General features: G+C 74.6%; 23 protein-coding genes. 3 read left to right on the top strand and 20 right to left on the bottom strand.

Translation table 11 applies throughout. From position 1 onward, the window contains the following. Nucleotides 1–796 precede the first annotated feature (796 nt). From JOE68_RS17140 to JOE68_RS17045, 20 genes are all read right to left on the bottom strand, one after another. A complete protein-coding gene (locus tag JOE68_RS17140) occupies nucleotides 797–1,366 on the bottom strand; it encodes a TlpA disulfide reductase family protein (RefSeq protein WP_204843342.1) in 570 nt (189 codons plus the stop codon). After that, a complete protein-coding gene (locus tag JOE68_RS17135; protein ID WP_204846145.1) occupies nucleotides 1,363–2,010 on the bottom strand; it encodes a histidine phosphatase family protein in 648 nt (215 codons plus the stop codon). Before JOE68_RS17135 ends, JOE68_RS17140 begins: the two co-directional genes overlap by 4 nt. A gap of 5 nt (nucleotides 2,011–2,015) precedes the next feature. Beyond that, entirely contained in the window at nucleotides 2,016–3,305 is a 1,290-nt protein-coding gene (gene hemL / locus JOE68_RS17130) for a glutamate-1-semialdehyde 2,1-aminomutase (protein WP_204843341.1), read from the bottom strand. A gap of 11 nt (nucleotides 3,306–3,316) precedes the next feature. Beyond that, nucleotides 3,317–3,649 (bottom strand): hypothetical protein, encoded by a 333-nt coding sequence (locus JOE68_RS17125; protein ID WP_204843340.1) that lies wholly within the window; start codon nucleotides 3,647–3,649, stop codon nucleotides 3,317–3,319. A 206-nt stretch (nucleotides 3,650–3,855) separates the two neighbouring features. Beyond that, entirely contained in the window at nucleotides 3,856–4,296 is a 441-nt protein-coding gene (gene mce1N / locus JOE68_RS17120) for a transport-regulating membrane protein Mce1N (RefSeq protein ID WP_204843339.1), read from the bottom strand. Continuing rightward, the gene (locus JOE68_RS17115) at nucleotides 4,296–4,823 is read right to left on the bottom strand and encodes a hypothetical protein (RefSeq protein ID WP_204843338.1); all 528 of its coding nucleotides are present in this window, start codon (nucleotides 4,821–4,823) and stop codon (nucleotides 4,296–4,298) included. Before JOE68_RS17115 ends, mce1N begins: the two co-directional genes overlap by 1 nt. Then, a complete protein-coding gene (locus JOE68_RS17110; RefSeq protein ID WP_204843337.1) occupies nucleotides 4,820–5,098 on the bottom strand; it encodes a hypothetical protein in 279 nt (92 codons plus the stop codon). Before JOE68_RS17110 ends, JOE68_RS17115 begins: the two co-directional genes overlap by 4 nt. Before the next feature lie 34 nt (nucleotides 5,099–5,132). Next, nucleotides 5,133–5,531 (bottom strand): hypothetical protein, encoded by a 399-nt coding sequence (locus JOE68_RS17105; RefSeq protein WP_204843336.1) that lies wholly within the window; start codon nucleotides 5,529–5,531, stop codon nucleotides 5,133–5,135. Then, entirely contained in the window at nucleotides 5,528–6,064 is a 537-nt protein-coding gene (locus JOE68_RS17100) for a hypothetical protein (protein ID WP_204843335.1), read from the bottom strand. The genes JOE68_RS17105 and JOE68_RS17100 overlap by 4 nt, the downstream gene beginning before the upstream one ends. 198 nt (nucleotides 6,065–6,262) lie before the next feature. Continuing rightward, entirely contained in the window at nucleotides 6,263–6,913 is a 651-nt protein-coding gene (locus JOE68_RS17095; protein WP_204843334.1) for a hypothetical protein, read from the bottom strand. 42 nt (nucleotides 6,914–6,955) lie between these two features. After that, nucleotides 6,956–7,501 carry a hypothetical protein gene (locus JOE68_RS17090; protein ID WP_204843333.1) on the bottom strand — a complete coding sequence of 182 codons (546 nt, stop codon included), beginning with the start codon at nucleotides 7,499–7,501 and terminating at the stop codon, nucleotides 6,956–6,958. After that, complete coding sequence (gene hemB, locus JOE68_RS17085; protein ID WP_204843332.1) at nucleotides 7,483–8,460, bottom strand: porphobilinogen synthase; 978 nt, start codon at nucleotides 8,458–8,460, stop codon at nucleotides 7,483–7,485. The genes JOE68_RS17090 and hemB overlap by 19 nt, the downstream gene beginning before the upstream one ends. Nucleotides 8,461–8,644: 184 nt before the next feature. Next, nucleotides 8,645–10,177 (bottom strand): bifunctional uroporphyrinogen-III C-methyltransferase/uroporphyrinogen-III synthase, encoded by a 1,533-nt coding sequence (locus JOE68_RS17080; protein WP_204843331.1) that lies wholly within the window; start codon nucleotides 10,175–10,177, stop codon nucleotides 8,645–8,647. Between the two features lie 14 nt (nucleotides 10,178–10,191). Continuing rightward, nucleotides 10,192–11,133, bottom strand: a complete 942-nt coding sequence (hemC, locus tag JOE68_RS17075; RefSeq protein ID WP_204843330.1) for a hydroxymethylbilane synthase — start codon at nucleotides 11,131–11,133, stop codon at nucleotides 10,192–10,194. Next, entirely contained in the window at nucleotides 11,130–12,452 is a 1,323-nt protein-coding gene (locus tag JOE68_RS17070) for a glutamyl-tRNA reductase (RefSeq protein ID WP_204843329.1), read from the bottom strand. The genes hemC and JOE68_RS17070 overlap by 4 nt, the downstream gene beginning before the upstream one ends. Before the next feature lie 46 nt (nucleotides 12,453–12,498). After that, complete coding sequence (locus tag JOE68_RS17065; RefSeq protein WP_307819717.1) at nucleotides 12,499–13,281, bottom strand: redox-sensing transcriptional repressor Rex; 783 nt, start codon at nucleotides 13,279–13,281, stop codon at nucleotides 12,499–12,501. Between the two features lie 480 nt (nucleotides 13,282–13,761). Beyond that, entirely contained in the window at nucleotides 13,762–14,424 is a 663-nt protein-coding gene (locus tag JOE68_RS17060; RefSeq protein WP_204843328.1) for a fasciclin domain-containing protein, read from the bottom strand. An 80-nt stretch (nucleotides 14,425–14,504) separates the two neighbouring features. Further along, complete coding sequence (locus JOE68_RS17055) at nucleotides 14,505–15,995, bottom strand: molybdopterin-dependent oxidoreductase (protein ID WP_204843327.1); 1,491 nt, start codon at nucleotides 15,993–15,995, stop codon at nucleotides 14,505–14,507. Between the two features lie 228 nt (nucleotides 15,996–16,223). After that, the gene (locus tag JOE68_RS17050; protein ID WP_204843326.1) at nucleotides 16,224–16,460 is read right to left on the bottom strand and encodes a glutaredoxin family protein; all 237 of its coding nucleotides are present in this window, start codon (nucleotides 16,458–16,460) and stop codon (nucleotides 16,224–16,226) included. Nucleotides 16,461–16,512: 52 nt separating this feature from the next. Beyond that, on the bottom strand, nucleotides 16,513–17,982 hold the full coding sequence (locus JOE68_RS17045) for an AMP-binding protein (RefSeq protein WP_204843325.1): 1,470 nt from the start codon (nucleotides 17,980–17,982) through the stop codon (nucleotides 16,513–16,515). A 171-nt stretch (nucleotides 17,983–18,153) separates the two neighbouring features. On the opposite strand from JOE68_RS17045, the gene JOE68_RS17040 reads away from it, so the two are divergent. The 3 genes from JOE68_RS17040 (at nucleotide 18,154) to JOE68_RS17030 (ending at nucleotide 20,904) form a co-directional block, all read left to right on the top strand. Further along, nucleotides 18,154–18,807 (top strand): sigma-70 family RNA polymerase sigma factor, encoded by a 654-nt coding sequence (locus JOE68_RS17040; RefSeq protein ID WP_204843324.1) that lies wholly within the window; start codon nucleotides 18,154–18,156, stop codon nucleotides 18,805–18,807. A gap of 85 nt (nucleotides 18,808–18,892) precedes the next feature. Then, nucleotides 18,893–19,972, top strand: coding sequence for a DUF5667 domain-containing protein (locus JOE68_RS17035; RefSeq protein WP_204843323.1), 1,080 nt, complete (start codon nucleotides 18,893–18,895; stop codon nucleotides 19,970–19,972). A 38-nt stretch (nucleotides 19,973–20,010) separates the two neighbouring features. Further along, a complete protein-coding gene (locus JOE68_RS17030; RefSeq protein WP_204843322.1) occupies nucleotides 20,011–20,904 on the top strand; it encodes an HAD family hydrolase in 894 nt (297 codons plus the stop codon). Nucleotides 20,905–20,908 lie beyond the last annotated feature (4 nt).

Below are 20,908 nucleotides of genomic sequence, written 5' to 3'. Positions count from 1 at the left end.
GGCCGAGCAGGACCGGGCCGGGCCGGGCCGCCGGCGCGGACGACGCGGACCAACCTCGTCGGGCGGGACGCGAGGATGAGCGCTTCGCAGGAAAAGACACCCGAGCCGCGTTAGCTGCGACTGGGCCGCACTCCGCGCGGCGGCGCTTCAGCTTTCGCCGCAAGCCGCGCTCCGCGCGGCGGCGCTTCAGCGCAGCCGTGTGCCTCGTGTTCTCCCCGTACGGCCTGGGCGCAGCCCGATCATGTTTCCTGGGGGGTGTCAAGCACGCTTTTCGCTTGACACCCCCCAGGAAACATGATTGCCTTCGGCAGGCCGTGCGGGGAGAACACGACGCACTTCCCTCCTCCTTGGGGGCCTCTCGGCCGCTTTTCTTACCTCTGACCTGCACCGATCCGGGTTATATGAGGTGCGGTACGGATCTCAGCTGAAGAGATTAAAAGAGTCCTCGCCGGACGGGCAGGCCGCCAAGGAGAAGGAAAAGAAACAGCGGTCGTGTTCTCCCCGTATGGCCTGTCAAAGACGACCATGCTTTTCCTGGGGGTGCAAGCGAAAAGCGTGCTTGCACCCCCAGGAAAAGCATGGTAGCCCTCCGGGCAGGCCATACGGGGAGAACACGAGAGCGCCGGGCTGCACGGGGCGTGCCGAAGACCGAAAGCAAAAGCGGAAGCCGGGGCCGTGAGAGGGGAAGTGCTGCCCTGGTGCGTGGGTGTGGATGTGGGTGCGGGTGTGGTGGGGTCGGCCGCGTGCGACGGGTCGGGTCCGGCGCACGCGGCCGGGTGGTCCGGCCGCCGGGCGGTCAGCTCTCGGCGGCGAGTTCCTTCACCAGGGGGACCAGGTCGGTGGCGATGACGCCGTCGAGGAACGCCGCCGCCACGCGGTGCTGCTTGTCCAGCACGAAGGTCGACGGCACGGTGTTCGGCGGGAGGCCCTTGAACACCAGCAGCGAACGGCCCGACTCGTCGTTGATCGACGGGTAGCGCAGTTGTCGGTTGCCCATGAAGTCGCGGGGGGCCTCGGCGGAGGACTCCTTCACCGCCACGCCCAGCACCTGCACGCCCAGCGCGCCCGTCTCGTCCTGCACCTTCTGCAGCTCCGGGGCCTCGGTGCGGCACGGCGGGCACCACGAGCCCCAGATGTTGACCACGACCACCTTGCCCGCGTAGTCGTCCAGGCTCACCGTCTTGCCGTCCTCCATCACCGACGGCCCGGTGAGGCCCTTCACGACCTTGCGCTGGTCGGCCTCGTAGCGGATGCGGACCTGACCGGCGGGCGCGACGAGCTGGAACTCCGAACCCGCGATCACCGCGTCGTCACCGGTCGAGCAACCGGCGACCAGCACCAGCAGCACCAGCAGCAGCCGCCTCACGCGCCGGTCACCCTCGGGTCGGTCGCGCCGGCGGGCTCGGTGTAGACCAGCCGCACCAGCTCCTCGCCCTCGAAGACCAGGCTGGTCAGCGAGGCCAGCGAGCACTCGCGGCGGCGCGGGTCGTGCCACATGCGCTTGCCCTCGACGAACCTCCGCAGCGTCCAGATCGGCAGCTGGTGCGACACGCACACCGCCTCGTGGCCCTCGGCCGCCGCCCGCGCCCGCTGCACCGCGCCGAACATCCGGTGCGCGATCTCCAGGTACGGCTCGCCCCAGGACGGCCGGAACGGGTTGACCAGCTTCGGCCAGTGCCGGGGCGAGCGCAGCGCCCCGTCGCCGACGGCGACCTTCAGGCCCTCGAACCGGTTGTCCGCCTCGATCAGCCGGTCGTCGGTGGCCAGCTCCAGCCGGTGCGAGTCGGCGATCGGCGAGGCCGTCTGCTGCGCCCGGTCCAGCGGCGAGGCGACGACGTGGGCGATGTCGCGGTCGTGCAGGTGCTCGGCGACGACCAGGGCCTGCTTCTGGCCGCGCTCGGAGAGCTTGAAGCCCGGCAGGCGGCCGTACAGGACGCCGGTCGGGTTGTGCACCTCGCCGTGGCGCAGCAGGTGCACCACGGTCCGCGCGCCACCGCCGCCTGCGGAGATCCGGGTCACCGCGTGGCCTCCGCGGCGGCGCGGGCGGCGTGGGGCAGGGCGTCCGCGATCACCGCGAAGTCCTCCTCGGTCATGGCGGCGTTGACGAACCACGCCTCGAACGCGCTGGGCGGCGGGTAGACGCCGCGCTCCAGCAGGGCGTGGAAGAACGGCGGGAAGCGCCAGGTCTGGGCGGCCTGCGCGCCCGCGTAGTCGGTGACCGCGTCCTCGGTGAAGAAGACGCTGAGCAGGTTGCCCGCGAACTGCACGCGGTGCGGCACGCCCGCCTCGGTCAGGGCCGCGGTGAACAGCGCGCCGAGCCGGGACGCGTTGGCGTCCAGGGCGAGGTAGACCTCGTCGGTGGCCGCGCGCAGCGTCGCCAGGCCGGCCGCGACCGCCACCGGGTTCCCCGACAGCGTGCCCGCCTGGTAGACGGGGCCGGCGGGGGCGAGCCTGGCCATCACGTCGGAGCGCCCGCCGAACGCCGCGGCGGGCAGGCCGCCGGACATGACCTTGCCGAACGTGTAGAGGTCGCCGGGCACGTTCTCCAGGCCGAACCAGCCCGAGCGGGAGACGCGGAAGCCGGTCATCACCTCGTCCATGACCAGCAGGGCGCCGTTGGCGTGGCACAGCTCGCGCAGCTCGGCGTTGTGCCGGGGCGCGACCGCGCCCATGTTGCCCGCCGCCGCCTCGGTGATCACGCATGCGATCTCGCCCGGGTTCTCGGCGAACGCGGCCTTGACGGCCTCGACGTCGTCGTAGGGCAGCACGAGGGTGTCGGCGGCCTGCGCGCCCGTGACGCCGGGCGAGGTGGGCAGGCCCAGCGTGGCGACACCGGAGCCCGCCTGGGCGAGCAGCGCGTCGACGTGGCCGTGGTAGCAGCCGGCGAACTTGACGACCTTGCGCCGCCCGGTGAAGCCGCGGGCGAGGCGGATCGCGCTCATCGTGGCCTCGGTGCCGGAGTTGACCAGCCGCACCTGGTCGACCGGCGCGACCCGGGCGACGATCTCCTCGGCGAGCTGGATCTCGCCCTCGGTGGGCGTGCCGAACGACAGCCCGTGGACGGCGGCGGCGCGGACGGCCTCCACGACCCGCGGGTGGGCGTGGCCGAGGATCATCGGTCCCCACGAGGAGACCAGGTCCACGTACCGGTTGCCGTCGGCGTCCCACAGGTGGGGGCCCTCGCCGCGCACCATGAAGCGGGGTGTGCCGCCGACCGAGTGGAAGGCGCGCACGGGGGAGTTGACGCCACCGGGGATCACCGTCGCCGCGCGCTCGAACAGTGCCTGGGATCGCGTGGAAGTCACGAGTCCCAGTCTCACACGTCCGGTTCGGCGGCCTCTTCCCGACCACGCGTGCGGAGGGCGAGCACGGTCTGCCGGGCGGCGTCGAGCACCAGCACGCCCGCCGCGGTGCCCAGCCCGACGGCCGCGCCGATCCAGTTGCCGAGGTACCGGGTGGACTCCAGCGGCGCGCGGCCCTCGACCGGGTAGCTGTGGCGCAGCACGCCCCGGTTCCAGCACCAGACCGCGAGCAGCACGAGCCCCGCGGCGACCACCACCTCGCCGACCGCGACGAGGGCGCGCTTGGGCTGGTGCAGCCTCGGCGCGGGCGCGCCGGAGGCGTTGGCGGCGGGGGTGGCGGCTGTCACGGTGGTCAGCCTCTCACGGTCGTTCCCGTCACGACCCCCCGCCCGCCGCGGCGCACGGCGTGCCGGCGGTCACGCGGCCCCGGCCCGCTCGGAACGGACTTCGCGTCCGATCGGGACAGTCCTCGCCCGATCGGGGCGGACCCCGCGCCCGATCGGGACGGACCCCGCGTCCGATCGGGACGGTTCCGCCGTCCCGACAGGACGGATCAGGGCGCCCGGTGGACGAGCAGCCGGTCGAGGGCGGTGCGCAGGGCGTCGGCGTCGCGGGCCCAGCCGAGCACCACGGCGCCGTCGGTCAGCCGGATCGGCACCGGCTCCGTGCCGCGCGGCAGCGCCCAGCCGCCGCCGAGCACGGTCGCGCCCGCCCGGGGCTCCACACCGGACACCTCGGCGATGTCGCGCACCGGCAGCTCCTCCCGGCCCTGGTGCAGCGCCACGGGCGTGAGGCGGACGCCGCGGACCTTGCGGCGGCCCTGCACCCACAGCAGGGTCGGCACGAACAGCGCCACCGCCACGAACAGCCACAGCAACACCCACACCGCCCCGGTCAGCGCCTCCGCGCCCAGGCCGAGCAGGGCGAACACCGGCCCGCACAGCAGCGGCCACCGGGACGCGCCGGGCTCGGCGTACAGGACTGGCTGGTCCACTAGCCGGGGCTCCCCGCGAAGTAGTGCCGGGAACCGGGCAGGAAGCTCAGCACCGCGGCCGCGGCGGGAGTCGCCACCCGCAGCACGATGACCGCCCAGGCCGCCGGCCCGGTGTCGCCGTCCCGCGCCGCCACGACCAGGGCCGCCACCGCCAGGATGCCGAGCACGAAGTACCCGACGCACAGCGCGACCCGCGCCTGGTGGCTGCCGCGGAAGAACGCGATCGCGCCGCACACCCCGCCCACGGCCAGGCAGCCGGTCGTGAACAGGGTCATCACCGGGCCGAAGCCGGCGAAGCTGCCCTCCTCGGCGAGCACCCGCACCACCGTGCCCACCGGCCACACCGCGGCGGCGACCAGCCAGAGCGCGAAGGCTCCGACCACGACACCGGGGCGCACGACGGTGGTCGTGAGCTGGTCGACGCCGCGCATCTGGCCGAGGTGCCCGACGGGCTGCTGCGGCCCCGGCTGCGGCAGGTTGACCGGCCGCATCGGCTGGTCGAACGGGTTGAACGGTGGCTGGGTCACCGGGGGTTCACCGCCTCGGAGCAGGTGTCGGACGGGGACAGCGCCCCGCAGCCCGGGGCGACCGCGGCGAGGGGCGCCGGCGGCCAGGCGGCGCGGACCGGCGCGAGCACCGGCGGCGCATCGGCCGGCCGCGCCGTCGGGGTCGCCGCCCGCCGCGGGGCGGGCGCACCGGGGTGGGCGAGCGCCGGCGCGGAGCCGTCGGCGGGCGGCGTGGCCGCCCGACCGGGCGGGTCGACCCGGTGGGGCGGCGAGGCGTGCGGGTCGGGCTCGGACATGCGCGTCTCCGGCGGGGAAGCTGCGGGAACAGCTCTACTGCTGCCCCACCCACTCTGCCGTACCGCGCAGCCACGTGAACGCGGAACCGGCGACCAGGAGCAGCAGGACGACCAGGTTGGCCTGCGCCCCGCCGGTCAGCGCGAGCCACAGCACGTGCGCCAGGGCCACCGCGGTGACCGCGCCCCGCGCCCACCGCTTGCGCAGCCGCAGGCACCGGGCGAACCCGACGTAGCCTGCGCCGAACACCACCGCGGCGACCGTGATCTGCACCAGCAGCCCCGTCACGGCCGACGGGTCGAGCCCGCCCCGCGCGGCGGCGTCCTCCAGCGCGCCCCGCCGGGCCCACAGGTAGGCCGCGTTGAGCACGCCGAAGACGCCGAGCGCGTACCACAGCGCCACCGCCACCCGCGCGGACGGCGCCGGCCCGGTCACCCCGCCCGCTTCACCGAGTCGAAGTAGGCCCTGGAGTTGCGCGTGTAGAGCAGCGCCACGGCGATGACGCTCAGCAGCGACGTGAGCAGCCCGGAGACCGATGCGCCGAGCAGCAGCGACAGCAGGCCGAGGGCGGTCAGCACGGTGAGCGTGACGCGGGCCCAGTTCCGCCCCGCCCGCACCTTGAACGCGAACAGCACGTAGAGGCCGGCGATCACCAGGCCGAACACGATGGAGAACAGCACGGAGGCGGCGACGGCCGCGTCCAGCTCGGCCTGGGGGGCGTCGGCGAACTGCGGCGTCCCGCGCAGCACCCGGGCCACCTCGTCCCGCTGCGTGAGGGCGAGCAGCCCGCCGACCGCCGACAGCACGGCGCCGGCGATCCAGATCCAGAACGAGATCCGGACCTCCTTGGGCGCCGGGAGCGCCGCGGCGCCGCCGTGCGTGCCCTGGAGCTCGGACTCGCTCAGGGGAGGGGGCGGGGGGATGTGCGGCTGCTGCTGCCCGCGGTCGGGATCCTGAGGGGTTGTCACAGCACGGAACGCTAGAACCGCGCAAGGGCGCTGTCCACCGCGACGGGCCCGCGCGCGACGGATCGCCGTCGGGTTGTCGACGAAGGTCGACACCGCCGCGCGACTTCGGTCGACGGACCCCGTCACCCGTCCGTGGACGGCGGCGCCCGCCACCGGCGTCGGCCCGCGCCCGGCGCGCGGACCGGCACCGGTCGGGGGTCAGCTCTTCTTGAAGTAGTAGTTCGCGTCGGACTTGAACATGAAGATCAGCGCGCCGATCGTCACCACCAGCGAGGCCAGCGACAGCAGGGCCTGGAGCGCGCCCAGGATGCCGATGCTGAACAGCACGCCGATGGTCAGCAGCCCGACGAGGCCGCCGATCACGCCGATGCCGCCGAGCACGGCCAGCACGATGCGCGCCCAGTTGGCGCCGTTGCGCATCTGGAACACGACGAGGACCCAGAGCGCGAACAGGACCAGGCTGAAGATCGCGCTGCCGTAACCGGGCTCGGCGACGGAACCGCGCAGCTCGGGCGAGGTGTCCTTGAGCAGCTCGTCGTACAGCGCCTGGACGGTGAAGAAGTTCAGGATGCTGGACACGATGCCGATGCCGGCCGCGACCATCCACAGCATGAACGCGGTGTCGACCGACTTCGGCCGCGCCGGACGGGCGAGTTCGCTGTCCGACAGCGGCGGGGCGGACGGGGGGTAGCCGGGCTGCTGCTGGTAGCCCTGCGGCCCACCCTGCTGCGGGTAGCCCTGCGGCCCGCCCTGCTGCGGGTAGCCCTGGGGGCCTCCGTGCTGCGGGTGGCCACCGCCCTGGTGGGGGTGGCCACCCTGCTGGCCGTAAGGGTCCTGAGGAGTGGTCATGCGCGGACCGTATGAGCACCGGCTGCCCGCGTCGACCTGAAATCACAATCCGTTAGCTACCTGTGGTGGTCCGGCGCTGACGGAACGCTGTGATCTGAAGTGCCCGGAAACTGATGGCAGGTACATCAGGGTCAGCGCCACCGCGTCGACCACCATCGTCACCACGCCGAACGCCAAGTCCACGGGGCTGATGACCAGGCCGGAGGCCGCCGCGAAGCCCGACACCACGGCGATCAGCCGGAACACGCCGAGCAGGATGCCCGCGCCGCCGAACACGGTCAGCACGACCCGCGCCCAGTTGCGCCCGCCCGCCATCCGGTTGGCCAGCAGCGCGTAGACCAGGACCAGCAGGCCGCCCATCAGCAGGCCGAACACGACACCGCCGGTCACCGCCGCGTCCAGCTCGTCCTGCCCCAGCCCCGCCGTCGCCCGGTCCCGGCGCAGCTGCTCGATCAGCATCTCCCGGTCGGCCAGCTGCACCAGGAACCGGCCGAGGCCGATCACCGCGCTGCCGATCCACAGCCAGCGCGACAGGTCCACCAGCCGCGGCGGCACGACGGCCGCCCGCTTCACCCCCGGTCCAGCCACCGCGCCGCCTCCACCGCCCAGTAGGTGAGCACGACGTCCGCGCCGGCCCGCCGGATCGACGTCAACGACTCCAGCACCGTGCGCTCGCGCTCGATCCAGCCGTTGCGCGCGGCGGCCTCCACCATCGAGTACTCGCCGGAGATCTGGTAGGCCGCGACCGGCACGGTGGAGACCTCCCGCACGGCGCGCAGCACGTCCAGGTACGGCAGGGCGGGCTTGACCATCACCATGTCGGCGCCCTCGGCGAGGTCCAGCTCGACCTCGCGCAGCGCCTCGCGGGCGTTGGCTGGATCCTGCTGGTAGGTCTTGCGGTCGCCCTGGAGCTGCGACTCCACCGCGTCCCGGAACGGCCCGTACAGCGCGGAGGCGTACTTCACCGAGTAGGCGAGCACGGCGGTGTCGGTGCAGCCGGCCTCGTCCAGCGCGGCCCGGATGAACCCGACCTGGCCGTCCATCATGCCGCTCGGGCCCACCACGTGCGCCCCGGCCCGCGCCTGGGTCACCGCCATCTCGCCGTAGACCTCCAGCGTGGCGTCGTTGTCCACCTCGCCGGTCGGGGTCAGCACGCCGCAGTGCCCGTGGTCGGTGAACTCGTCCAGGCAGCAGTCCGACATCAGCACGGTGCTGTCGCCCAGCTCGGACCGCAGGTCCCGCAGGGCGGCGTTGAGGATGCCGTCCGGGTCGGTCGCGCCGGAGCCGACCGCGTCCCGGGTGGTGGGCACGCCGAACAGCATCAGGCCGCCGACGCCGGCCTGGACGGCCTCCACGGCGGCCTTGCGCAGCGAATCGCGGGAGTGCTGCACGACGCCGGGCATCGAGGCGATTTCGACCGGCGCCTCGGCGCCTTCCTTCACGAACATGGGCAGCACCAGCTGCCGCGGGCGCACGGTGGTCTCGCTGACCAGGCGGCGCATCGCGGGCGTGGTGCGCAGGCGGCGTGGGCGGTGGGCGGGGAACACGGGCGGCACTCCCTCGGCAGTGGTTCGCCGGCGCGGTCGCGCCGGTCGGCCGTGGCGGGGCGGTGCGCCATTCGTCACCGCGGGGCGCCACCGCGCCGGCCGGCCGGAGCCGGCCCCGGCCGATCGCTCGGCGAACGGCGTGGGGCCGGCCGCGGGCGGCCGCGTCGCGGCGGCGCCCGGCGGGTCAGCTCCGGCGCAGGCGCTTGGTCTTGCGGGGCGGGGGCAGCGCCCCCTCGGCCCGGAGCCGGGCCGCGTGCTGGGCCAGCGCGTCGACCAGGGCGGGCACGTTGGCGTCCTCGGGCTGCACGTCGACGCGCAGCCCGAACTCGCGGGCGGTCTCCGCGGTCTGCGGGCCGATGCACGCGACCAGCGTGCGGGCGTGCGGCTTGCCCGCGATGCCGACCAGGTTGCGGACCGTGGACGACGAGGTGAAGCACACCGCGTCGAACCCGCCCGACTTGATCATCTCACGGGTGTCGGCGGGCGGCGGGGCGGCCCGCACCGTGCGGTAGGCCGTCACGTCGTCGATCTCCCAGCCGCGCTCGCGCAGGCCCGCCGCCAGGGTCTCGGTGGCGATGTCGGCGCGCGGCAGCAGCACCCGGTCCACCGGGTCCAGGATGTCGTCGTAGGGCGGGAAGTCGGCCAGCAGGCCCTCCGACGACTGCTCGCCGGACGGCACCAGCTCGGGGATGATCCCGAACGACCGCACCTTGGCCGCCGTCGACTCGCCGACGCAGGCGATCTTCACGCCGGAGAACGCCCGCGCGTCCAGGCCGAACTCGCGGAACTTCTCCCACACCGCGCGCACCGCGTTGGTGGAGGTGAACACCACCCACTGGTAGCGGCCGTCGACCAGGCCCTTGACCGAGCGCTCCATCTGCGCCGGGCTGCGCGGCGGCTCGACCGAGATGGTCGGCACCTCCACCGGGATCGCGCCGTGCGAGTGCAGCCGGTCGCTCATCGCGCCCGCCTGCTCCTTCGTGCGCGGCACGAGCACCCGCCAGCCGTACAGGGCGCGCGACTCCCACCAGGACAGCTTGGCGCGGCCGGCGACGGCGCTGCCGACCGTGACGACCAGCGGGCCGCCCAGGTCGGCCGCGTCGGCGGCCAGCGCCGCCAGCGTGGTGTCCACGGTGCGCTGCCCGAAACCGGTGCCGTCGACGGTCACCGCGACCGGGGTCTGCGGCGCCACGCCGTTCTCCACCAGCGAGGACGCGGCCTCGGCGAGGTGGCTCGCGGTGGCGTGCAGGACGAGCGTGCCGGGTGCGGAGGCCAGGCTCGCCCAGTCGGTGACGCCCCGGACGTCGGCCTCGGTGTGCACGGCGCCCAGCGCCACGCCCGCGTACGCGGGCACCGCCGTGCCCGCCGGGACACCGGGCACCACGTCGAACGCGATCGTCGTGCGGGAGACGGCGTGCGCCTCCTTGACCACGGAGTCCAGCGTCAGCGGGTCGCCCGCCACCAGCCGGACCACGGCGTGGCCGTTCTTCGCCTCGGCCACCAGGTCCTTCGCCACGTCGGCCGGGTCGCCGACCGCGGGCCGGGTCTCCACGCCGTCCGGTACGAGGGCGACCACCTCGGACGGCACGTCCGGGTCCGTCACCACCAGCTCGGCCTTGGCGAGCAGGTCGCGGGCACGGCACGTGAGCAGGCCGGTGTCGCCGGGACCGGAGCCCACGAAGGCGACGCGGCCGGGGGTCTTGCGTGCGCGGGTCATCAGGGCACTCCCCATCAACTACGCCCCTCCGACCGCGCAGCGGCGAGGCCGGAGAGGTCGAGCAACTCGGCGGCCAGCGCGCGGCCGAGTTCCTCTGCTGCGGTCAAGTCACCGGTGGCGGACGCACGGAGGAGGTCGCCGTCCTCCGTCGCCACGACCCCGCGCAGGGACAGGCGGAGGACTACCGCTCCCTGGTCGTCGAGGTCTTCCACCACATCGGCCAGTGCGCCGACCGGCGCGCTGCACCCCGCCTCGAGCTCGGCCAGCACGGCCCGCTCGGCGGTGACAGCGGCCCTGCTGGCCGAATCGTCCAGGGTGGACTGGAGGAGGTGCTCGACGTCGACGTCGTCGACGCGGCACTCCACCGCGAGCGCGCCCTGCGCGGGCGCGGGGAGCATCTGGATGGGCTCCAGGGTCTCGGTGATCTCGGCGGTGCGGCCGAGCCGGGAGATGCCGGCGCGGGCCAGCACGACGGCGTCCAGCTCGCCGTCGACCACCTTGCGGATGCGGGAGTCCACGTTGCCGCGCAGCCCGACGACCTCGATGCCCAGGCCCAGCGCCGTCAGCTGCGCGGCGCGGCGCGGCGAGCCGGTGCCGACCCTGGCCCCGGCGGGCAGCTCGCCCAGGGTCAGGCCGTCGCGGGCGACGAGCGCGTCGCGCGGGTCCTCGCGCGGCGGGACGGCGGCCAGCGACAGGCGCGGGTCGCGCGCGGTGGGCAGGTCCTTGTACGAGTGGACGGCGACGTCGATCTCACCGTTGGCCAGCGCGTCGCGCAGCGCCGAGGTGAACACCCCGATGCCGATCTCGGCGATCGGCGCGGACGACCGGTCGCCCGGGGTGGAGACGGTCACGATCTCCACGTCGGCGCCGGCGGCGCGCAGGGCGTCGGCCACGTGACCGGTCTGCGCGAGTGCCAACGCACTGCCGCGCGTGCCGATCCTCAGGGTGCGGTTCACCGCTTCTCACCTTTGGTTCGCGTCGAATGGGGTGTGCTGACGGCGGCGGGCCGCTGCGGGTCGAGCCCGAACAGCTCGCGCAGCGCCTCGGCGTAGCCGTCGCCGCCGGGCCCGGCGGCCAGCTCCTTGACCCGCACGGTCGGCGTGTGCAGGAGCTTGTCGACCACGCGCCGCACGGTCTTGGCCAGCTCGTCGCGGACCGCGCCGTCGAGCTGCGGCAGCCGCGAGTCCAGCCGCAGCAGCTCCGCGTCCACGACCTCGGCGGCCCGCTTGCGCAGCGCCGTCACGGTGGGCGTGACCTCGGCCGAGCGCTGCCCGGCCAGGTAGGCGCGGACCTCCTCGGCCACGATCTCCGCCGCGCGCAGCGCGTCCTGGCCCGTGGGGGCGTCGGACAGCCTGCGCTGCAGGGTCTCCAGGTCGACCACCCGCACGCCGGACAGCAGCGCCGCGGCGGGGTCGACGTCCTTGGGCAGGCCGAGGTCGCACACGACCAGCGGCCGGCCGGGCTCGCGGTCGCCGATCAGCTCCGCGCCCACCACGGTGTCCACCGAGCCGGTGCAGGCGAACAGCACGTCCGCCCGCTCGATCTCGGCGGTCAGGTCGGACAGGTCGGTGGACCGGGCGGCGACGCCCTCGGCGGTCAGCGCGCCCGCCAGCCGCGCGCCGTTGGCGGCGGTCCGGTTGGCGATCACCACCTCGCCGATGCCCGCGCGGCGCAGGTGCGCGGCGGCCAGGCCGCCCATCGAGCCCGCGCCCACGACCAGGGCGGTGCGGCCGGTGAGCCCGCCGAGCACGCGGGCGGCGTCGGTCAGCGCCTCGGACACCACCGACGCGCCCGCGTGGTCGATGTCGGTGTCGGCGTGCACCCGCTTGCCGACCCGCAGCGCCTGCTGGACCAGCTCGTGCAGCGTGCGGCCGACGACGCCGGCGCCGTCGGCGCGCAGGTAGGCGCCGCGCAGCTGGCCGAGGATCTGGGCCTCGCCGACCACCATCGAGTCCAAGCCGCCCGCGACGGAGAACAGGTGCTCGACGGCGGCGGCGGAGTAGTGCACGTACAGGTGCTCGAAGAGGTCGGCGGGCTCGGCGCCCGCGTGGCGGGCCAGCACCTCCACGACCTCGTTCATCCCGCCGTGGAAGGTCTCGACCACCGCGTACACCTCGACCCGGTTGCAGGTCGACAGCAGCACGGCCTCGGACACGCTGGGCGCCTTGAGCAGCTGGTCGAGCAGCTTGCCCAGGTCGGGGTCGGCGACGGCGACGCGTTCCAGCACGGGAACCGGTGTGGTGCGATGGGACAGCCCGACGACGAGGACGCTCATGCCGGCACCACGCCCAGCGGAGCCGTCCGGCTCACTACCCGCACGATCACGGGCGAATCACCACCCCGTCCACACCGACGCCGTTGACCACGTCGACAGCGGCCTCGTCAGCCCGTCGCGCGACGTGGAACGACAGGATCTGCATCTCGACCGCCAGGTCGACCTTGCGCACCTCGACGTGGTCCGGGACCTGGAGCACGACGGGTGCGAAGTTCAGGATGCACTGGACTCCGGCGGATACCAAACGGTCGCAAACGGCCTGGGCCGCCTGCGGGGGCGTCGCGATGACGCCGATCGAGACCTCGCGCGCGGCGCAGACGGACGTGATGTCGTCGATGTGGTCCACCGGGATGCCGCCTACCGGCACACCGGTGAGGTCCGGGTCGATGTCGAACAGCGCGGCGACCGGGAACCCCCGGCTCGGGAACCCGCCGTAGTTGGCCAGCGCGTGACCAAGATTACCGATCCCGACGACCGCGACGGAGTGCTTGCGGGTGAGCCCGAGGATGCGCTCGATGTGGCTCACGAGCACCTCGACGTCGTACCCGACGCCGCGCGTGCCGTACGAGCCGACGTAGGACAGGTCCTTGCGCAGCTTCGCCGAGTTGACCCCGGCCGCGCCCGCCAGCTCCTCGCTGGAGATGGTCGTCACGCCCTGCTCGGCCAGCCCGGACAGCACGCGGAGGTAGACCGCCAGCCGGGCGACGGCCGCCTCGGGGATGGCCCTGGCCCGCTCGCGGACGTCGGCGGTCGGGTCCGCGGCGGGTTCCGCGGTCTTCCTCGGCGCGGTGGTCACGACCTCGTCACCCTCGCCCCGCCGACCCACCACGCTGGCTCTCCTCGACATCCGAAGCACTGACCCGCCGGGCACCGCCACCAGCGGAGTGACGCCTCCACCGTACCGCTTGTGAACGTATGCACAAAGTTGGCTGCGTTGGATTGCGCCGACTCCGTCGGCGCGGCGAGGCCGCCCGGAAGTCGGCGCGTCACCGTGTTGGATGGCGCCGACTTCGTCGGCGCGGCGAGGCCGCCTGGAAGTCGGCGCGTCACGGCCCGCTCCCGCCCGATCGAAGAGCGTGATCGGGCGGGAGCGGGTCGCGACACACCGACGCGGCCTCGCGGTGTGGACCGCGCTGTGCTGGGCTGCGCCGGCCCCGGCCTCGCGGGTCCGGGTCGGTGTGCGCGAGGCGGTCGGGCGCGGCGTGGGGTGTGGCCCATGGAAAGAGGTGAGCCGAGCGGCCGTGTGGATACACGGCGCTCGGCTCACCTTCGGGTGAACCTCGGGAGGGGGCGCCCGAGGTCCGACCGGTCACGCCGCCGGGGGCGTCAGGACCTTGCCGATCACGAAGACGGTCGCGTTCTTGGTCGGGATGTTGCCGCACAGGACCGGCGCGCCGTTGACGGTCATCGCGTCGCCGGTGCCGGAGACCGTCAGCTCCTGGTTGGTCAGCGCCTTGACGGTGCCGGCGGACTCCAGGCCCTTGGCGTCGTAGCGCTGCCCGACCACGTGGTACTGCAGGATCTTGCCCAGCGTGGCCGGGTCGTTCGCCAGTTCGGTGAACTTGGCGTCACCCAGCTCGGCGAACGCGGGGTCGGCCGGCGCGAAGACCGTGATGGCCTCCTGCGAGTTGAGGGTGTCGACCAGGCCCGCGGCCTTGACGGCGGCGACCAGCTTGGTGAGCAGCGGGTTGTTGCCGGCGGCGGTGGCCACCGGGTCGTCGACCATGCCCTGCAGCGAACCCTCGTCCGACGCGTCCTGGGGGACGCCCGCGCAGCCGCTGCCGAACACGTCGGTGGTCTTGGTGACGCCGTCGGCCATCGCCTGGCTGGACGGCGTCATGGCGGCCGTGGTGGTGGTCGGGGCGGCGGTGGTGGTGTTGCCGCCGGCCGCGTTGTCGCTCCCGCCGCAGGCCGCGACGGACAGGGCGGTCGCCGCGACGGCGCCGACGATGGCGAGCTTGCTCTTGCGCACAGCGGATCACTCCTCTGGGGGTTACCGGTCTCGGTAGTCACTAAGACCTTCGAAACGGCTCGCGATCCGGTTCGGGTGGATCACTCGACCGTGAAGAAGATCGAGTGCCACCCGGTCGCGCCGTCCGGGACCGGGTCCACCCGCTCCGACGGCTGGGTGGAGCCGGCGCCGTCGGTGGCGCGGCACTCGACGGTGTGCGCGCCGGGCGCCAGGTCCAGCTCGACGCGCCACATCCGCCACGTCGAGCCGTTCACGGCGGTGGACAGCCGGGTGGGCTGCCACCCGCCGCCGTCCACCCGCACCTCGACCTTCGCGACGCCGACCGGCTGCGCCCACGCGACCCCGGCGACGACGACCCGGCCCCGGACCGCGGACAGCCCCTTGGGCCGGTCGATCCGCGACATGACCTTGATCGGCGCGCGCTGCCCCCAGCCGCGGTCGAGCCAGTAGGAGCTCCTGGCCTCGAACGTGGTCAGCTCCAGGTCGACCACCCACTTGGTGGCCGACACGAACCCGTAGAGGCCGGGCACGACCAGCCGGGCCGGGAAGCCGTGCTCGACGGGCAGCGGCTCGCCGTTCATGCCCAGCGCGATCAGCGCGCCGCGGTCCTCCTCCAGCACCACGTCGACCGGCGTGCCCGCCGTCCAGCCGTCGGCGCTGGTGGAGAACAGCTGGTCGGCCCCGGCGCGGACGCCCGCCTCCAGCAGCACGTCCCGCAGCGGCACGCCGACGAAGTTCGCGGTCGAGGTGTACGGCCCGCCGACCTCGTTGGAGACGCAGGTCATGGTGATGGTGCGCTCCACCAGCGGGCGGTCGCGCAGGTCGCCGTAGCGGAGGGTCAGCTCGCGGTCGACCATGCCGTGCACGCGCAGCACCCAGTCCTCGGCGCGCAGGCGCGGCACGCTCAGCGCCGTGTCGACGCGGTAGAAGTCCTCGTTCCGGGTGATGAAGCCGGGCGTGCCGTCGGCGGCGAAGTCCGCGCCGTCCGGGATCGGGGGCGCGGGCTCGGCGGGCGTGAGGTCGCCGACCGCCCGGCGGGAGCCCTCGACGTCGGTCCGCGTGCCGAGGAACCGGCCCGCCACCCCGGCGACGGCGCTCGCCCCCGCCGCGAGCAGGAACCCGCGCCGGCTCGCACTGGCCCGCCCGGGGTGCGCGGCGAGGCCGTGCAGCCACCGGAACACCAGCACCCCGGCGACGCCCGCCGCGACCGGCGCGAGCACCGCGAGCTGCCCCAGGTCGGGCCGGTGCAGGACCGCCGCGACGCCGACCAGCCCGAGCGCGACCGCCAGGACCGTCCCCGGCAGCGCGCTGCGGCGGGACAGCAGCCCGGCGGCGACGGCGACCGCGAGGAGGACCACCGCCATGCCGACCAGCAGCACGAGCTTGTCGTGCACGCCGAACGCGCGGATGGCGAAGTCCTTGAGCGGACCGGGCGTGAAGTCGATCGCCGTGTTGCCCACCGCGAGGAACGGCGACGCCGTCGGACCCACCAGCGCGGCGACCAGGTGCCCGGCCGCGAGGGCGGCGGCCACGCCGAGGATGCCGGTCAGGGCGGCGGTCCAACGCTTCATGCCGTTGGTTCGGCGCCCGGCCCGCGCCGGTTCGACCCGTCCGCGCGAACCCTGGTGGACGGACCCCGGTGGACGGACCCCGGTGGGCGACCCGTCGGCCGGTCGCGCCGCGAGCGCCGCCCGAGTAACTGGGCAGATCCGGCCACCGGGCCAGGTCCGGTCACCGGGCAGGTCGGACCGGGCGGGCGGGCGGAGGTGGTCCGGCGGGGTCGGTCGGGTGCGGGGGCGTCAGGCGAGGGCGGCGCGGAGGCGGTCCTCCTCGACCGACCAGTACCCGTGCTCCGCGCCGTCGACCAGGATCACCGGCACCCGGTCGCCGTACTCGGCGCGCAGCTCGCGGTCGCCGTCGACGTCGCGCACGTCCCACGGCACGCCCAGCTCGCCGCAGATGCGCTCCAGGTCCGCCCTGGCCTGCTCGCAGGCGTGGCAGTCGACCCGGCTCAGCAGCGTCACGTGGTGGCTCACCGGACCATCATCCCAGCCGGGCCGGTCAGGTCACCCGCCCCGGCGGCGCGGATCAGGCCAGGGGCAGCCGCAGCCGCGCGCGGGCCAGCTTGCCGGTGGGCGAGTGCGGCAGGGTCGGGGCGAACTCGACCACCGTCGGCACCTTGAACTTCGCCAGCCGCGCCGCGCAGTGGTCCTTCACGGTCTCCTCGGTGAGGTCCGCGCCCTCGTCGCGCACGACCACCACCTTCACCGACTCCCCGGTCCGCTCGTCCGGCACGCCCACCGCCGCCGCCTCGGCCACCCCGTCCAGCTCCGCCAGCACCCGCTCCACCTCGTGCGGGTAGACGTTGAAGCCGTTGACGATGATCAGGTCGCCCGCCCGGTCCACCAGGTGCAGGTCGCCGTCCCCGTCCAGGTAGCCGACGTCGCCGGTGCGGAACCAGCCGTCCGCGTCGGGGCCGTGCGCGCCGTCGGGCCAGTAGCCGCTGAACAGGTTGTCGCCGCGGGCCGCCACCAGGCCGGTGCCGGACTCGTCCTCGTCGAGGTCCAGCGGGCGGCCGTCGCTGTCCACCAGGCGCACCTGCACGCCCGGCAGCGCCCGGCCCACCGACCCGGCCTTCGGCAGCCCGCCGGCCAGCGTCGACGTCAGCACCGGGCCGGTCTCGGTCAGCCCGTAGCCCTCGTACACCGGCAGGCCGACGGCCCGCCTCATCGCCTCCAGCAGGTCGGGCGCCAGCGGCGCGGCGCCCGACGTGAACAGCCGCACGGTCGCCAGGTCCTCCCGCAGCCGCTCGACCGGCTGGGCCAGGATCGCCCGGTACATCGGCGGCACGCCCACCACCGTCGTCACCCGGTGCTCCCGGATGGTGGTCAGCGCGCCGTCCGGGTGGAACCGCTCCAGCAGCACGCCCGTCGCGCCCGCGCCCGCCACCTGCAGCAGGCCCGGCCCGAGCCCGTACACGTGGAACAGCGGCAGCGCCAGCAGCACGCGGTCGGCCGCCGTGACCGGCGCGGGGCGCATCGACGCGCACTGCGCCACGTTGGCCAGCAGCGCCCGGTGCGACAGCATCGCGCCCCTGGGCACCCCGGACGTCCCGGACGTGTACCCGAGCACCGCGACGTCCTCGCCGGACCGGACCGCCTCGAACGGCTCGCCGGGCGCCAGGTCCGGCGGCCCCAGCACCTCGATGTCGACGCCCTCGCCGTCGCCGACCAGCAGCCGGGCGCCGCTGTCGGCCACCAGCCGCTGCAGCTCGCGGGCAGGCTGCCCCGGCCCGGCGGGCACCAGCACGCCGCCGGCGCGCAGCACGCCGAACACGGCCGCGCAGAACTGCGCGCACGTGGGCAGCCGCACGACCACCCGGTCACCCGGTTCGAGGCCGGCTGCCACCAGCCGGTGCGCCTCGCGATCCACGAACGAGTCGAACTCGGCCCAGGTGTAACTGTTCGCAGTCGTGACATCCACCAGTGCCACGTGCTTGGGTCCACGGTGCGCAGAGGCCCGGACCAGGTCTGCGACGTTGCGTGCGGAAGCGGTCAACTCGACCTCCTGGTGGACGACAACGGACCTCTGGGCAGTCTGTCACGTGCGAGCGGCGTCACCCAGCGCCGCCGAGCGCGTCGCGGACACGACCCCGTCGACCGCTACCTACTACGGAGTAACAACACGTATGCTGCCCGGACGGCGACTCTGTGGAGGTGTCGCGAGCCGATGAGCGCCAGGGCGCGCGAGAGCACCATCGGGATCAACCGGAGGCTCCGGTCGGTGTGGAGCACTGGAGGGCGGTCCAGCACGATCGAGAGCGTGGGAACCGACGCGGCGGAAGAGCCGTGGGACCTCGTCCGCGCCGCCCAGTCGGGCGACTCGGACGCGTTCGGCGCGCTGTACGACCGGTACGTGGCCGTGGTGTACCGGTACGTGCTGCTCCGCGTGGGCGACCGGACGCTGGCCGAGGACGTCACCAGCGAGACCTTCCTGCGCGCGCTGCGCAGCATCGGGTCCATCAGCTACCAGGGCCGCGACGTCGGCGCGTGGTTCGTCACGATCGCCCGCAACATCGTCTTCGACCACGTCAAGTCCAGCCGCTACCGGCTGGAGGTCACCACGGCCGAGCCGGCGGACAGCCGCGAGGTCACCAGCGGTCCGGAGCAGGAGGTGCTGACCGGCGCGGCCAACGCCGAACTCCTCCGCTGCGTCTCCCAACTGGGTGACGACCAGCGGGAATGCATCACCCTCCGGTTCATCCAGGGCTTGTCCGTCGCCGAGACGGCCGCGAAGATGGGGCGCAACGAGGGCGCCGTCAAGGCGCTGCAGCACCGGGCGGTGCGACGGCTGGCCCAACTGCTGCCGAACTGGCTGCGGTGACCGCCGGCGCGCCGTCGCGCCCGCGTAACCCGGGCGCGCCCGGGGTCGTTGTCCGGGCAGGAGCTCCACGAGTCGGTGCGGGATGGTGGGCAGAGGGATCACGCCGCTAGGGCGTCGCAGGCAGCGCGAGCGGTTCGCCCGCGCCGTCGACGCGCTGCCCGGGGACGCCGACCCGGAGTTCGCCGACGAGCTGGCGGTCGTCGCGCTGCTGCGGGAAGCCGCAGCGACGAGCGGCCCGGACGAGGCGGCCAGGGCGCGGATGCGGGAGCGGGTGCTCGGCGCGAGCCCGCCGCCGGGTCCCGCGGCCGACCGGCGGCCACCGCGCGGCGGTGCGCGCGGCAGGCTGGCGGTGGCCCTCGTCGCGGCGCTGTGCCTGGTGCTCTCGCTCGCGGGGATGAGCGTCCTGCTGTCGCGCGACGCGCTGCCGGGCGACGCGCTGTACGGCGTCAAGCGCACCGCCGAGTCGGCCTCGCTGGGCCTGACCTTCGACGAGGAGTCCAAGGGGTACAAGCGCCTGGAGTTCGCCGCGGCCCGCGTCGCCGAGCTGGAGACCCTGGTCGACCGCTACCGCGACTCCGGCGGCGGCCCGCTGGGCGGCTACCTCACGGCGCTGGCCGACTTCGACGCCGACGCCGCGGCCGGTTCCCGCGCGCTGGCCGCGCGCGGGTCGGGCGCGGACCGGCTCACGCTCGGCGCGCTGCGCGACTGGGCGACCTCCCAGACCACCCGGCTGGGTGATCTTCACGGCAGGCTGCCCGCCGCGGCCGCCGCCCGCGCCGACCGGTCGCTCGACCTGCTGGCCCGCGTCGCGCGGCGCGCCGCCGACCTCGCCGCCCGCCCCCCGTGCGCCACCGCGGCGCCGGGCCGGGCCGACGAGATCGGCCCGCTGCCGGCCGAGGGCGACTGCGCCGCCCCGCCGTCGGCGCAGCCCGGCACGCCCGCCACCGCCCCGCCGGTCCCGCCGGCGGCCACCGAGCCCACCGGCGGCGCCCCGGCCACGACGACCGCCCCGGCGCAGGCGCCGCCCACGGGCGGCACGACACCGGGCCCGCCGCCCCCGTCGTCGCCCCCGCCGCCCCCGCCGTCGAGCGGCGCCACGACCCCGCCCGTCCGGCTGCCGACGATCACCCTGCCCTCGCTGCCGCTGCCCGGCCTCACCGGCTGATCGCTACCCTGTCCCCATCGGACGCGGGAGGCGCTGACGTGGTGAGAAGGCGTGTGGTGCAGGGCTCGGCCGAGCGCGAGAGGCTCGCCGAACTGGCCGGTGCGGCCTCGGCCGAAGCCGCGCTGGCCACGCCCGCGCTCGAACCGTCGCCGGGCGCGCCCACCGACCTGACCGCCGCCGCGTTCTTCGACGTGGACAACACGATGATGATGGGCGCGTCGATCTTCCACTTCGCGCGGGGCCTGGCCGCCCGCAAGTACTTCCGCAACTCCGACCTGGCGGGGTTCGCCTGGCAGCAGATCAAGTTCCGGGTCGGCGGCCGGGAGGACCCGCAGAGCGTCAAGGCGTCCCGCGAGCAGGCGCTGTCGTTCGTGGCGGGCCGGTCGGTGTCGGAGCTGGTCGCGCTCGGCGAGGAGATCTACGACGAGCTGATGGCCGACAAGATCTGGACCGGCACGCAGGCGCTCGCGCAGATGCACCTCGACGCGGGCCAGCGCGTGTGGCTGGTCACCGCGACCCCGGTCGAGCTGGCCCGGATCATCGCCCGCCGGCTGGGGCTGACCGGCGCGCTGGGCACGGTGTCGGAGAGCGAGAACGGCGTCTACACCGGCAAGCTCGTCGGCGACCTGCTACACGGCCGCGCCAAGGCGCACGCGGTGCGGGCGCTGGCCGCCAAGGAGGGCCTCGACCTGCGGCGCTGCACCGCCTACTCGGACTCGGTGAACGACGTGCCGATGCTGTCGGTGGTGGGCACCGCGGTGGCCGTCAACCCGGACTCGGGGCTGCGCGACACGGCCCGCAAGCGCGGCTGGGAGATCCGCGACTTCCGCACCGGGCGCAAGGCGGCCCGGATCGGCGTGCCGTCGGTGCTCGGCGCGGGCGCGGTGGCGGGGGCGATAGCGGCCGGGGTGGCGTACCGGCGGCGGGCCTGAGCGG

Origin of the sequence: Saccharothrix algeriensis (genome assembly GCF_016907655.1) — a bacterium.
GTDB classification, from domain to species: Bacteria; Actinomycetota; Actinomycetes; order Mycobacteriales; family Pseudonocardiaceae; genus Actinosynnema; species Actinosynnema algeriense.
Note: the sequence above shows the minus strand (reverse complement) of the source record. Positions and strands in the feature narration are given on the sequence as shown.

Bases quoted from the DNA above. Each gene is read 5' to 3' on its own strand.
- JOE68_RS17110 (WP_204843337.1), bottom strand. From the start codon at position 5,098: ATGTCCGAGCCCGACCCGCACGCCTCGCCGCCCCACCGGGTCGACCCG.
- JOE68_RS17095 (WP_204843334.1), bottom strand. From the start codon at position 6,913: ATGACCACTCCTCAGGACCCTTACGGCCAGCAGGGTGGCCACCCCCAC.
- JOE68_RS17080 (WP_204843331.1), bottom strand. From the start codon at position 10,177: ATGACCCGCGCACGCAAGACCCCCGGCCGCGTCGCCTTCGTGGGCTCC.
- JOE68_RS17070 (WP_204843329.1), bottom strand. From the start codon at position 12,452: ATGAGCGTCCTCGTCGTCGGGCTGTCCCATCGCACCACACCGGTTCCC.
- JOE68_RS17055 (WP_204843327.1), bottom strand. From the start codon at position 15,995: ATGAAGCGTTGGACCGCCGCCCTGACCGGCATCCTCGGCGTGGCCGCC.
- JOE68_RS17040 (WP_204843324.1), top strand. From the start codon at position 18,154: ATGAGCGCCAGGGCGCGCGAGAGCACCATCGGGATCAACCGGAGGCTC.